Genomic DNA, 12,044 nt, shown 5'->3' with positions numbered 1-12,044 from the left:
TGCGTGCGGACCTGGTGCGACAGGCTTGCGCGTGGAAGGTGCAGCAGCTGTGACCACACACGGATCATGGGACACCTGACCGAGCGGCCTAACGCTTGAGTTAAGCCGCGCCACGAAGTGGCGTCGGCTTGAACGAACTGTTAGGCCTCGGTCGCGACATGGACAAACTGCCATGCGACCAAGGCACTAGCCATGAATGCTAGGAACAATAGCGCGCATGTGATGTACACACGAACCAGACGATGTGAATGATGAGAGCTATCGCGATTGGCCTCGGCCAGGAATCGGAATGAGGACGGCCGCAGTCCGCGCATGGCGGTTGGCAACTTGAACTGCTGGATGGCAAACGCGATGGCGAACGGCACGACACTCAGCAGGATTAGCACAACAAACACGAGTTCAGGGATCGTCGTTCTCATTGCCGTCTGCTCCGAGGCCTAACACCAGAATTAAGCCGACTTGGCCCGCGTAGCGGGACAAGTTCGGCTTGAATGAATTGTTAGGCAGCAGACTGCCTGCGGAGCCTCCGAATGACAACAATGCCCCAGCCGGATAGCGAGCTGAGGGCAAGAAACACAATGGCGACTGCGGCAGACACCTTGGCCCAACGGAGATGGAACTCGGTCTCGCCTGGTGGCGCATAGGCGGCCCAGCTATGAAACACAAACTGATTGGCGAACCACAGAGCTCCTGCAATGCCGGAGAACAGTGCAAGCCATAGGAATAGTTGAGCAAACCAAGATTTGAGAGACTGAGCAGCCATAGTCCTTGCCAAGTTGCTGCCTAACACCTAGTAGACCCCACAAGCGGGGTGTAGCACGGAGTATTCAGTCTCACATGAGGCTGGTCAACGCGACGAAACGCCGCGGAGACAATGGGTTACCGGACTTCGGGCGAACTGTCGCGGTCGTCGCAGGAATACTGCGCCTTCGGATGCGGGGTGGTATTTTTTATCGCGTCGAAAGTGTCTGATATCCCAGTGTCCGTGGGGATGCGCTGGCGGGCAGTTTTCAGGACGAGTTGGCCGCGTGCTCGCCGACGATCGCCGCAGGTGGCGTGGGGGACGTGCGGCAGGTCCCGGGTCGGTGATTCAGGGTCTGCCGGATTGAGGGCGCACCAAGCCGTGGCGTTGTCATGAGGACGGGATGTGCGCTGACAAGGCGATGCCGTGCGCCCCGCACTGGGCCAGGCAAACCATCGGCAATAAAAAACCCGGCAGCCTGCGCTGCCGGGTTCTTGCGTCGACGCGCCGAAGGGGCGGCGGCGACGGCTGGGGGATTGCCGTATCAGCGACGCTTGGTCGTCTTGGCGGCCGAGGCCACGACCTTTTCCGCTTCGGCCTGGGCCTTGACGGTGGCGGACTCGAGCTGCGACTTGGCGATCTCGGCGATCGCTTCGTTGGTCTTGACGGTGGAACCGAAGACTTCCTGGCCGGCGCTGATGCTGCGCTCGACGTTCTCGCGGGCGATCTGCACGCCCTTCGGGAACAGGGTCTTCATGCCGTCGAAGTCGCGCACTTCGGCCGCTTCACCGAAGAACGAGAAGGTGGCTTCCGCGTTCTCTTCAAGGGTCGCCATCTGCAGGCCGAAGACCTTGTGGGCGTTCTCGAGGGCAAGCTGGTTGATGCGCGCGGCGGTGTCGGCGAACTGACGCGTCGCGGTGGCGAACTGCTCGTTGTACTGGTAGTTCATGGTGTTCTCCTGCAATCAGTGGCCGGCACGGAATTGCCGGGTTGTGCGGTGCACCATACCGGGCCTTTTGCTGCGATGCAACATATTTTCCGAGCTTCGCGTAGACCTGTTCAGTTTGTTTTTGGAATCAATGACTTAAGGACTCTCGCCGGTGTAGCGGCAGCCCGAAGTGCAGGTTTCGTGGACCACGACTGCGCTGAGCAGGGGCAGGACCGGGCGCAGGCGCTCCCAGATCCAGATCGCCAGCCGCTCGCTGGTCGGATTCTCCAGGCCGGGCACGTCGTTGAGGTAGTGGTGGTCGAGCTGGTCGTACAGCGGCCGGAAGGCGGCCTTGATGTCGGCGAAGTCCATGACCCAGCCGGTCTCCGCGCCGGGCTCGCCGCTCACGTGCAGCTCGACCCGGAACGAATGTCCGTGCAGGCGCGCGCACTTGTGCCCTGGCGGCACGTTGGGCAGCCGGTGCGCGGCTTCCAGGGTGAAGCTCTTGAAGATGTCCATCGCGGGATTCTCCGCGCATCGCCAGGCGCCGGCAACGGTGGCCGCGCCTGGCTGGCGGGGCGCGGCGGATGCGCACGCGGCGCTGCGTCCGCCGGATGCCGTGCGCGCTGCCTGCGGTGACGGGTCGCCCTGCGGCTCACGCGGGCGATGCGCGGGCGTACGTTACGATTGCGGCCCGGTATCAGGGCCGCGTAGCGCGCGCCGGATGCCCTTCCTGACCACCGCCATGCCCCGCGAGGAGCAAAGCCGATGACGCCCGAAGACCTGCTCAGCACCTACGGACCCCGCGAGTCGATGGAGTACGACGTGGTGGTGGTGGGGGCGGGGCCGGGCGGTCTGGCCACGGCGATCCGCCTGAAGCAGCTGGCCGCCGAGCACGCGCGCGATGTGTCGGTGTGCGTGCTGGAGAAGGGCTCCGAGCCGGGCGCGCACATCCTCTCGGGCGCGATCATGGATCCGCGCGCGCTGACCGAACTGTTCCCCGACTGGCAATCGCAGGGCGCGCCGCTCAAGCAGGCGGTCTCGGACGACGAGTTCCTGTTTCTCGACGAGACCGGTGCGAAATCGACGCCCGCGTTCCTGCTGCCGGACTGCTTCCGCAACCACGGCAACTTTGTCGTGTCGCTGGGCGCGGTGACGCGCTGGCTCAGCGCACAGGCCGAAAGCCTGGGCGTGGAGATCTTCGCAGGCTTCGCCGCCGACGAGGTGCTGTACGCCGACGGCGGCGCGGTGCGCGGCGTGGCCACCGGCAACCTGGGCCTGGGCAAGGACGGCGAGCCCACCGCGGACTTCCAGCTCGGCATGGAGTTGCACGCGAAGTACACCATCTTCGCCGAAGGCTCGCGCGGACATCTCGGCCGGCGCCTGATCGAAAGGTTCGGCCTCGACCAGGGGCGCGATCCGCAGAGCTACGGCATCGGCATCAAGGAACTGTGGCAGGCGGATCCTGCGAAGCACCAGCCGGGCCTGGTGGTGCATACCGCCGGCTGGCCGCTGCCCGACGACACCTACGGCGGCTCCTTTCTGTACCACGCCGAGGACGGAAAAATCGCGGTCGGCTTCGTGGTCGGGCTGGACTACCGCAACCCGTACCTGAGCCCGTTCGAGGAATTCCAGCGCTGGAAGACGCATCCGTCGATCCGCAAGCACCTCGAAGACGGCAAGCGCATCGGCTACGGCGCGCGCGCGATCACAGCCGGCGGCCTGCTGTCGCTGCCGAAGCTGGTGTTCCCCGGCGGCGCGCTGGTCGGCTGCGAGGCGGGCACGCTCAACGCCAGCCGCATCAAGGGCAGCCATGCCGCGCTCAAGACCGGCATGCTCGCCGCCGAGGCCGCGTTCGCCGCGCTGGGCGAAGGCCGCGCGCACGATGAACTGTCGGCGTATCCCGAGGCGTTCGAGTCCAGCTGGCTGCATGAGGAGCTGAAGCAGTCGAAGAACTTCAAGCAGTGGTTCAAGAAGGGCCGCACGCTGGCCACGCTGATGACCGGCATCGAGCAGTGGCTGCTGCCGCGCCTGGGCATCCGCAACCCGCCGTGGACCCTGCATCGCGACACGCCCGACCACGCCTGCCTGGAACCGGCCGCGCAGCACGCGAAGATCGCGTACCCCAAGCCCGACGGCGTGCTCACGTTCGATCGCCTGAGCTCGGTGTTCCTGTCCAGCACCCACCACGACGAGAACCAGCCGAGCCATCTCACGCTCAAGGATGCGTCGATTCCGGTCGAGGTGAACCTGAAGCAGTACGCCGGCCCGGAGGCGCGCTACTGCCCGGCGGCGGTGTACGAGTTCGTCGGCGAGCCGGGCCACGAGCGGCTGCAGATCAATTTCGCCAACTGCGTGCACTGCAAGACCTGCGACATCAAGGACCCCACCCAGAACATCGTCTGGGTGGCCCCGCAGGGCGGCGGCGGTCCGAACTACGCGGGGATGTAGCGGTCGCGCCTGCGCTCCGCTGCTTCGCCGGGCGTCAGCCGTCGCGACGCCTCCGTTGCCGGGCGCGAGCCGTCGCTCTCACTGCCGTCCCCTACCGCCACGCGGCGTCCGCCTTCGAGTGTCCCGGTGGATACGTTTCGTCACGACGTGCGTCTGTTCCCTTCCCCGTTCCACGGGGTGAAGGTGCCGAAGGCGGATGGGGCAGGCTCAGCTGCCACGTCACGACCCCCCATCCGGCCCTTCGGCCACCTTCCACCGTGAGCTTGGAAGGAAAGGTCGCATGCCGGATGGGGGCAGGCGCCCAGTCCAGGGCCGCATCGCTCGCGTCGACCGTCACAATCACCTTCGCGCGGCATCGCTTTCCAGTTCATCGATCAACCCCTTCATCTCGCCGATCTCGCGCCGCTGCGCCTCGATGATCTCGTCCGCCAGCGCCCGGACGCGCGGATCCCGGATCTGCGCGCGTTCGCTCGTCAGGATGGCGATCGAATGGTGGGGAATCATCGCGCGCATGAAGGACACGTCGTCCACCGTGCGCTGGCTGCGCACCAGCCACAGCGCACCTGCGAACACCACGACGGCGGCGACGATGACCATCGCGTTCTTCCTGCGGTCGTCGTACATGTGCAGCATGAACAGCAGCATCACCACCGCCATCGAGGCGCCCATGATCAGCGCCATGTACGCGCGGGTTTCGGAGAAGAACACATGTCCCGGCGCATAGGTGTGCAGGTACATCAGGGCGAACATGACCACGGTCGAGGTAGCGATCATCAGGCCGAAGCGGAGGTACTTGTCCATCGGGTTTCTCCTGTCGGAACGTGCGCTCGGCTGGCGGCGAGCGCGTGCAGCGGCTGCAGCGGGCGGGGAGCGGCCTGCGGCGGCCGGCGAGACACCGCGGCGACTCGTGTCGCGGTACGGCGCGTGCGGCGGCGCCGTGCATGCGGGCGTCGCTGGCCGGGCGGGCATCCCCGCCGGATGCCGGCGATGCATGGCTCGACTCTACCCGCGTGGATCGGACGTGGCGTCCAGAGCGGGTGAACGGGATGCGCGTTTCCTGCCTTCGCCCGCTTCACGGGGGGAGGGTGGCTCAAAGGGGCGAATGCGGGCAGTGAGGGCCGGCGACGGCGTCCGCGGCGACCGCCTTGAACAGGTGCTACGGCGCGCCTGCCCGCTTCACCGCATACGGGCCGAAGGTGTTGCCGATGAAGCCGCCTGCGATGTCGACGCTGAGCAGGCTGGCGTCGAGATCGGCGGCCAGTGGCTGCCACTCGCCGCCGTCCAGTGCGTAGTCGATGTCCAGCCGGGGCGCGGCGAGGCGGAAGCGCAGCGACACCTGCGCCGGCAGTGCGGGCAGTGCGATGCGCGCGAGTTCGCCGCCGTGTTCGGACTCGTCCTCGCCGGTACGCCGCAGCAGCACCAGTGCGGCGGCGTCGGCGCCGCGCTCGAGCGCCGCGATGTAGTGCGCCTGCTCGTTCTGCAGCAGTGCGAGTCCCGCGAGTTCGCCGGCGTCGAGACTGCGCGGATCGAGCGTGGTGGAGAACGTGGCGCGATGGTGCTGCAGGCGGTGGCCGACGTACGACGGCTGGTTGGCGCCGTGGCCGTGTCCGCCGAGCGGCGTGGCGGAGGGCGTGATGCGCAGGCCCCCGGCGCCGGTGGCGAACCACGGTCGTGCCGGCGGATCGAGCAGTACCCACTGCGGCGGCAGTTGCGCGGACCCGAACGCTTCGGACCATGCCATCGGTCCGCTGGTGGGGCGTGGCAGCGCCTCGCCTCGCGGCAGGGACGGACGCTCCGGCACGGCCGGCACGGCTTCGCCGCGCGGCAGGATCACCGGCCAGCCGTCGCGCCACTGCACCGGCAGCAGGAAGGTCTCGCGGCCGAGGTTGTACTGGTTGCCGCGGTAGGGGCGGGTGGCGAGGAACACCGCCCACCAGGTGTCGTCCTGCGCGCGCACGAACTGCGCGTGGCCGGTGGAGGTGACCGGGTCGGGACGCGCGGGATCGAGGTCGCGCTGGGTGAGCGTCGGGTTGCCCGTCCACGCCTCGTACGGCCCGGTGACGCTGCGGCTGCGCCAGATCATCTGCGCATGCTGTTCGCCGGTGCCGCCCTCGGCCGCGGTGAGGTAGTACCAGCCGTCGTGCTTGAACACGTGCGGGCCTTCCACGTGCTCCGGGTTGCTGGCCGGGTCGACGCCGGCATCGACCAGCTGCAGGCGGGGCCCCACCAGCGACAGCGTCTTCGCGTCGAACTGCTGGATGAAGATCGCGCGGTGACCGTCATAGCGCATCTCGCCTTCGGGCACGCCGTTGTTGACCAGCCAGGCGCGGCCGTCGTCGTCGAAGAAGATCGACGGGTCGATGCCGTCGAGCTCCAGCCACGCCGGGTCCGACCAGGGCCCGGCCGGATCGCGCGCGGTGATGACGAAATTGCCCATGCCGCGGCCGGGGCAGTAGAAGCAGGTGTTGGCGATGTAAAACGTGCCGTCATGGTGGCTGATGGTTGCCGCGAACAGGCCGCGGGTCAGCGCCTCGCCCTCGCCGTAGGGCATCTGGCCGACGCGGTCGATGGCGTTGCCGACCTGCCGCCACGACACCAGGTCGGTGCTGTGGAACACCGGAAGCCCGGGGAAGTAGCCGAAGCTCGAGGTGACCAGGTAGTAGTCCTCGCCGACGCGGATCGCGGACGGGTCGGGGTAGAAGCCGGCGATGACCGGGTTGGCGAACTGCGTTGCGCCGGGCACGGGGCGGCCGTCGTCGCCCTGGTAGTCCACGCGCAGGAACCGCGCCTCGCCGGCGCGGGCGCCGCCAGCGGCCAGGAGCAGGGCGAGCAGGGCGGCGGCGGATCGGCGCATGGCGGGTCAGTCCGTGGCGAGTGCGGTCGGCGAGGTGGCCGCGACGGTGTCGGTCCGGCGCCGCCACAGTGCATGCAGGCCACGCGCGGCGAGGTCTTCGGGATGGCGCTGCACGCCGATGTCGAGCGTGGTGAGCGCACGCGCATACGCCGCGAGCAGGCGTTCGCTGCCGACCAGGTGGATCTGCGCCGGGCGCGGACCTTTCTGCGACAGCGCCCCGCCGCGCAGCTCGTGTCCGATCAGCAGGCCGGACAGGTACGAGGGCAGCGCGCTCTCGCCGAACTCGCCCGACAGCCCGGTGGTGCGCACGCCGAACAGGTGGTGCAGCAGTCCACCGGCATCGCCGCTGCGCCGCAGGCCGGCATCGAAGGCATAGCCGTCGAAGCGGCCGTCGTCTCCCGACATCAGCGCGCCGAGCAGGCTGTGCGTGCGCAGCAGCGCGTACACCTCGCCGGTCATCGCGGTGTGGATGCGCTGAATGCGGCCGTCGTGGATCGTCACCCACTTGCTGTGGGTGCCGGGCAGGCACACCCGGTGCACGCCGCCGGGCAGCACGTCGAGCAGCGCGGCGAGCTGGGTTTCCTCGCCGCGCATCGCATCGGGCACCAGGTCGGAGACGGTATCGCGCAGCCCGGGCACCAGCCACAGGGCGCGATCCTCGAAGCCCGGCGGATGGATGCGCTGCAGTCCCGCGGCCAGGTCGTCCAGCCCGGTGGGGCAGTCCAGGTACGGCATCTCGTGCCAGCCGCCGCGCGCGCCGACCATGCCGCACAGCAGGACGGTGTCGTCGTCCCAGCCGACGAGCGCCTCGGCCAGCACTTCGCCATGGCGGTCGCGACTGGCCTGCGTGCCCCGGTCGCTGCGGCGGCGTTCGCGCAGCGTGCCGTCGGCGTCGATGCGGTACAGACGCAGGTGGGTGCTGCCCCAGTCGACCGCGATCATGCGGTGCGCAGCCGCGCTTCGGGCAGACCGGCGCCGGGCGCCAGCGTCAGGGCGAACACGCCGCCGGCCTCGGGCGTGCGCGCGAGCTGGTCGTCGTCCAGGTCCTCGCGCGCGGTGGTGACGTACAACGTATCGAGCGCCGCGCCGCCGATCGCGCAGCACGAGGGACGCCCGGCCGGGATCGCGACGATACGGTCGACCGCGCCGTCGGGCGCGTAGCGCACCGCACGCGCGCCGTCCCAGTGCGCGTTCCACACCCCGCCGGCGGCATCGACGGTCGAACCGTCCGGCGCCTTGCCGCCCTCGACCCCGGCGAATACGCGCGGGTGCGACACCTGCGCGCGCTGCGCGTCGTAGTCGCCGCACCAGATGCGCGGCTGCACCGAGTCGCACCAGTACAGCGTGCGGCCGTCGGGCGAGAAGCAGAGCGAGTTCGGCACCGTGGCCGGCGGCAGCGGCAGGGGACGCAGGCCGTGCGCGGTGGAGAACTGGTAGAAGCGGCCCAGCGGCGGCGTGGCGCCGGTCTCGTCCTTGGTGCCGAACACGAAGTGGCCGTCGCGGTCGCAGCGGCCGTCGTTGCTGCGGGTGGACGCGCCGAGCGCGACTTCCAGCGGCGCCAGCGTGCGCAGCGCGAGCGGCTCGCCCGCGACCGGTGCGTCGGCGATGCGGATGGACTTGGCCAGCGCCAGCAGCAGCCGGCCGTCGTCGCACAGCGCCAGGCAGCCCAGCGCTTCGGGTACGTCCCACGCCTCTGTCGCGCCGCTGTCGGGCACGTGGCGCCATAGCCGGCGCGAGAGGATGTCGGTCCAGTACAGGCACTGCGCGCGGTCGTCCCAGACGATGCCCTCGCCCAGCTGGCAGCGGCTGTCGACCGCCAGGCGTGCGATCGTCCCGGGCGCGGCGCTCATCGGCTCACCACTCGGCGACGCTGCCGTCCGCGTGCCGCCACAGCGGATTGCGCCAGCGCGGCGGTTCGCGCGCGGCGCGTTCCAGCCGTTCGACGTCGATCTCCACGCCCAGGCCCGGACCGGGCAGGGCGGCGATACTGCCGGTCTCGTCGCATCGGAAGTCGTCCTTGTTGAGCACGTAGTCGAGCAGGTCCGCGCCTTCGTTGTAGTGGATGCCGATGCTCTGTTCCTGCAGCATCGCGTTCCAGCTGACGAAATCGACCTGCAGGCAGGCGGCGAGCGCGACCGGCCCCAGCGGGCAGTGCGGCGCCAGGCCGACGTCGTGGGCTTCGGCCATCGCCGCGATCTTGACGCATTCGGTGATGCCGCCGGCGTGCGAGAGGTCCGGCTGCAGCAGCGCCAGACCGCCGGCGGCGAGCACCGGCTTGAACTCGGCGCGCGAGTACATGCGCTCGCCCGCGGCCAGCGGGATCGAGGTGGCGTCCGACAGCGGGCGGTAGTACTCCCACTGTTCGGGCAGCACCGGCTCCTCGACGAACAGCGGCTTGAACTGCGCCAGTTCGCGTAGCAGCACGCGCGCCATCGGCGCGCTGACGCGGCCGTGGAAGTCGATGCCGAAGTCGATTGCGTCGCCCACCGCCTCGCGCACCGCGGCCACCTTGGCCACCGCGGCGTCCACCGCGCGCGGGCTGTCGATCAGCTTCAGCTCCTCGGTGCCGTTGAACTTGAAGGTGTCGAACCCTGCCGCGTGGTGCGCCTGCATCTGCGCCACGATCTCGCCAGGGCGGTCGCCGCCGACCCAGCGGTAGGTCTTCATGCGGTCGCGCACCAGTCCGCCGAGCAGCTGGTACACCGGCACGCCCAGGGCCTTGCCCTTGATGTCCCACAGCGCCTGGTCGATGCCGGCGATCGCGCTCATCAGGATCGCGCCGCCGCGGTAGAACCCGCCGCGGTAGAGCACCTGCCACAGGTCGTTGATGCGCGCCGGATCGCGGCCGACCAGGTAGTCGCCAAGTTCCTGCACCGCGGCCTCGACCGTGGCCGCGCGGCCTTCGATCACCGGTTCGCCCCAGCCGCTGATGCCTTCGTCGGTGTCGATGCGCAGGAACAGCCAGCGTGGCGCCGCCTGCCACGTGGTGAGGCGTGTGATCTTCATGCGGTGTGGTCCATCCATGCGTCGCGGAAGCGCTGCGCCTGCGTGCGCGTGTGCTCTGCGGTTTGTCCTGGTCGATAGAGTTCGCCGCCGATGCCCACGCCCTGGCAGCCGGCGGACAGGTAGACGGGCAGAGTGTCGGGGGTGACGCCGCCGACCGCGAACAGCGGCACCGGCGGCAGCACGCTGCGCAGGGCGCGCACCATCGCCGGGCCGTACACGGCGGCGGGGAACAGCTTGAGCATCGTCGCGCCGGCCTCGAGTGCGTCGAAGGCTTCACTGGCGGTGGCGAAGCCGGCCACCACGGGCAGCCCGCGCGCGACCGCGTGTCGGATCACCGCCGGGCGCACGTTCGGGGTCACGCCCAGCGTGCCGCCGGCATCGATCAGCGCGTCGACCTGCGTCGGCTCGAGCAGGGTGCCGGCGCCGATGTGCGCGCGGTCCGAGAAGGCCGCGACCGCCAGTGCGACACTGCGCGCCCAGTCCGGGGAATTGGTCGGGATCTCGATCGCGTCGAAGCCTTCCTCGACCAGCACGCCGACGTGGTCGGCGACTTCCTCCGGGGTCACCCCGCGCAGGATCGCGATCAGGGGCAGCCTGAACGGGGTGGCGGGTTCATCCATGCGTGCATGCGCTCCGGCCTGCACCGCCCGGCCGCCGGCATGGAGCCCCGTGACGGTCCGGGCCCGGCGCGGTCAAGCCGCAGCCGTCCGGGCCGCCCTGCAGCGATCGCACCATGGTGTGTTCCTCCCCCTCGGATCCGGGTGGCGCCCGACGCGCGTCGGCCCCACGATGATCGGCGCGGTGCCGCGCCGGACGACAGCCGCCATAGCCTCGCGTGGGCCGGTATGTACGACAAATGAAATTTTAGTCGTACGCTATTCTGCGAACGAATAGATGAGGCCGCAGAGATCGCCATGGTGCAGCCGGCAACGGGATGGTTCGGCGCCACGCGCCTGAAGACGCGTCATCTGGCGCTGCTGCTGCACCTGTACGAACAGCGCTCGGTGCTGCGCGCCGCCGAGGCGGCCAACATGACCCAGCCGGCGGCCTCCAAGCTGCTTGCGGAGATGGAAGCCCTGCTGGGCGTGCCGCTGTTCGACCGGCACGCGCGCGGCGTGGAGCCCACCTGGTACGGCCAGGTCCTGATCCGGCGGGCGCGCTCGGCGCTGTCGGAGATCGGGCGCGCCCACGACGAGATCGCCGCGCTGCGCAGCGGGCGCATGGGCCAGGCCTCGATCGGCACCGTGGTCAATCCCGGCACCACCCTGGTGCCGCAGGCGGTGGCCGCGGTGAAGCGCGACTTCCCCGACATCCTGATCAAGGTCGAGATGGACTACAGCCGGCCGCTGGTGGCGCGCCTGCTCGACGGCCAGCTCGACATCGTGGTCGGCCGGATCATGGGGCCCGAGGGCGCGGCCGAGCTGGATTTCGAACCGCTCGCCGACGAGCCCCACGCGGTGATCGTGCGCAAGGGCCATCCGCTGGCGCGGCGGGACTCGGTCAGCCACGCCGACCTCGCCGAGCAGGGCTGGATCCTGCCGCCGGAGGCCAGCGTGCTGCGCAACCGGCTGGACGCGGTGTTCCTCGAGCGGGGCCTGCCGCTGCCGCAGAACATCGTCGAGACCGCCTCGCTGCCGGTGATCATCCACCTGCTGCGGCACAGTGACCTGCTCACCGCGCTCCCGCCCGAATCCGTTGGCCCGTACCTGCAGACCGGGCAGATGCGGGTGCTGCCGATCGAACTGGGCGTGCGGATGGAGTGCTTCGGCATCGTCCGCCGCCGCGACCAGCTGCTCTCGCCGGGGGCGGAGCGGGTGCTCGAGGCGCTGCGCAGCACCGCACGGCGGCTGTACGCCCTCGGGGCGCCGCAGCCGGCCTGAGCACCCCGTCACGGGATTCGTCCCGAGCTATTCCGGAAAGACCTACCTCCCCGCCAAAAAATCATTGGTGGTGCATGGCTGTGCGCTCCTATGCTCGGCGCCGACGGCCTGTCTCGCGCTGTCATCCGCGGTCGCCCCGGCGCGCCGCGCAGGTCATCGAACGACAAGAAAATCCGAATCGCG

Annotated in this window: 11 protein-coding genes; 2 read left to right on the top strand and 9 right to left on the bottom strand. The window is 69.4% G+C overall.

Annotation, left to right across the window (positions count from 1 at the left end):
* Positions 1-140: 140 nt before the first annotated feature.
* The 3 genes from QFW81_RS10940 to queD form a co-directional block, all read right to left on the bottom strand.
* On the bottom strand, positions 141-419 hold the full coding sequence (locus QFW81_RS10940) for a hypothetical protein (protein WP_280578805.1): 279 nt from the start codon (positions 417-419) through the stop codon (positions 141-143).
* 867 nt (positions 420-1,286) lie between these two features.
* The gene (locus QFW81_RS10935) at positions 1,287-1,691 is read right to left on the bottom strand and encodes a phasin family protein (protein WP_280578804.1); all 405 of its coding nucleotides are present in this window, start codon (positions 1,689-1,691) and stop codon (positions 1,287-1,289) included.
* 135 nt (positions 1,692-1,826) lie between these two features.
* Positions 1,827-2,189: a 6-carboxytetrahydropterin synthase QueD gene (gene queD / locus QFW81_RS10930; protein ID WP_280578803.1), complete on the bottom strand. Its 363-nt coding sequence runs from the start codon at positions 2,187-2,189 to the stop codon at positions 1,827-1,829.
* A gap of 249 nt (positions 2,190-2,438) precedes the next feature.
* Here queD and QFW81_RS10925 point away from each other — a divergent pair, with 249 nt between their 5' ends.
* The gene (locus tag QFW81_RS10925; RefSeq protein ID WP_280578802.1) at positions 2,439-4,121 is read left to right on the top strand and encodes an electron transfer flavoprotein-ubiquinone oxidoreductase; all 1,683 of its coding nucleotides are present in this window, start codon (positions 2,439-2,441) and stop codon (positions 4,119-4,121) included.
* A gap of 339 nt (positions 4,122-4,460) precedes the next feature.
* On the opposite strand, the gene QFW81_RS10920 is transcribed toward QFW81_RS10925, so the two are convergent.
* The 6 genes from QFW81_RS10920 to QFW81_RS10895 form a co-directional block, all read right to left on the bottom strand.
* Entirely contained in the window at positions 4,461-4,922 is a 462-nt protein-coding gene (locus QFW81_RS10920; protein WP_280578801.1) for a DUF305 domain-containing protein, read from the bottom strand.
* Positions 4,923-5,277: 355 nt separating this feature from the next.
* Positions 5,278-6,975, bottom strand: coding sequence for a glycoside hydrolase family 43 protein (locus QFW81_RS10915; protein WP_280578800.1), 1,698 nt, complete (start codon positions 6,973-6,975; stop codon positions 5,278-5,280).
* A gap of 6 nt (positions 6,976-6,981) precedes the next feature.
* Positions 6,982-7,917, bottom strand: coding sequence for a 2-dehydro-3-deoxygalactonokinase (locus QFW81_RS10910; RefSeq protein ID WP_280578799.1), 936 nt, complete (start codon positions 7,915-7,917; stop codon positions 6,982-6,984).
* The gene (locus QFW81_RS10905; RefSeq protein ID WP_280578798.1) at positions 7,914-8,825 is read right to left on the bottom strand and encodes an SMP-30/gluconolactonase/LRE family protein; all 912 of its coding nucleotides are present in this window, start codon (positions 8,823-8,825) and stop codon (positions 7,914-7,916) included. The genes QFW81_RS10910 and QFW81_RS10905 overlap by 4 nt, the downstream gene beginning before the upstream one ends.
* Positions 8,826-8,829: 4 nt before the next feature.
* Entirely contained in the window at positions 8,830-9,981 is a 1,152-nt protein-coding gene (gene dgoD / locus QFW81_RS10900) for a galactonate dehydratase (protein ID WP_280578797.1), read from the bottom strand.
* On the bottom strand, positions 9,978-10,601 hold the full coding sequence (locus QFW81_RS10895; RefSeq protein ID WP_280578796.1) for a 2-dehydro-3-deoxy-6-phosphogalactonate aldolase: 624 nt from the start codon (positions 10,599-10,601) through the stop codon (positions 9,978-9,980). The genes dgoD and QFW81_RS10895 overlap by 4 nt, the downstream gene beginning before the upstream one ends.
* Positions 10,602-10,895: 294 nt before the next feature.
* Between QFW81_RS10895 and QFW81_RS10890 the strand changes: the two genes are divergently transcribed.
* Positions 10,896-11,861: a LysR substrate-binding domain-containing protein gene (locus QFW81_RS10890; RefSeq protein WP_280578795.1), complete on the top strand. Its 966-nt coding sequence runs from the start codon at positions 10,896-10,898 to the stop codon at positions 11,859-11,861.
* The last annotated feature ends 183 nt before the right edge of the window (positions 11,862-12,044 follow it).

The organism is Luteimonas kalidii (genome assembly GCF_029887935.1).
Classification (GTDB): Bacteria; Pseudomonadota; Gammaproteobacteria; order Xanthomonadales; family Xanthomonadaceae; genus Luteimonas; species Luteimonas kalidii.
Note: the sequence above shows the minus strand (reverse complement) of the source record. Positions and strands in the feature narration are given on the sequence as shown.

Bases quoted from the DNA above. Each gene is read 5' to 3' on its own strand.
- QFW81_RS10940 (WP_280578805.1), bottom strand. From the start codon at position 419: ATGAGAACGACGATCCCTGAACTCGTGTTTGTTGTGCTAATCCTGCTG.
- QFW81_RS10935 (WP_280578804.1), bottom strand. From the start codon at position 1,691: ATGAACTACCAGTACAACGAGCAGTTCGCCACCGCGACGCGTCAGTTC.
- queD (WP_280578803.1), bottom strand. From the start codon at position 2,189: ATGGACATCTTCAAGAGCTTCACCCTGGAAGCCGCGCACCGGCTGCCC.
- QFW81_RS10925 (WP_280578802.1), top strand. From the start codon at position 2,439: ATGACGCCCGAAGACCTGCTCAGCACCTACGGACCCCGCGAGTCGATG.
- QFW81_RS10920 (WP_280578801.1), bottom strand. From the start codon at position 4,922: ATGGACAAGTACCTCCGCTTCGGCCTGATGATCGCTACCTCGACCGTG.
- QFW81_RS10915 (WP_280578800.1), bottom strand. From the start codon at position 6,975: ATGCGCCGATCCGCCGCCGCCCTGCTCGCCCTGCTCCTGGCCGCTGGC.
- QFW81_RS10910 (WP_280578799.1), bottom strand. From the start codon at position 7,917: ATGATCGCGGTCGACTGGGGCAGCACCCACCTGCGTCTGTACCGCATC.
- QFW81_RS10905 (WP_280578798.1), bottom strand. From the start codon at position 8,825: ATGAGCGCCGCGCCCGGGACGATCGCACGCCTGGCGGTCGACAGCCGC.
- dgoD (WP_280578797.1), bottom strand. From the start codon at position 9,981: ATGAAGATCACACGCCTCACCACGTGGCAGGCGGCGCCACGCTGGCTG.
- QFW81_RS10895 (WP_280578796.1), bottom strand. From the start codon at position 10,601: ATGGATGAACCCGCCACCCCGTTCAGGCTGCCCCTGATCGCGATCCTG.
- QFW81_RS10890 (WP_280578795.1), top strand. From the start codon at position 10,896: ATGGTGCAGCCGGCAACGGGATGGTTCGGCGCCACGCGCCTGAAGACG.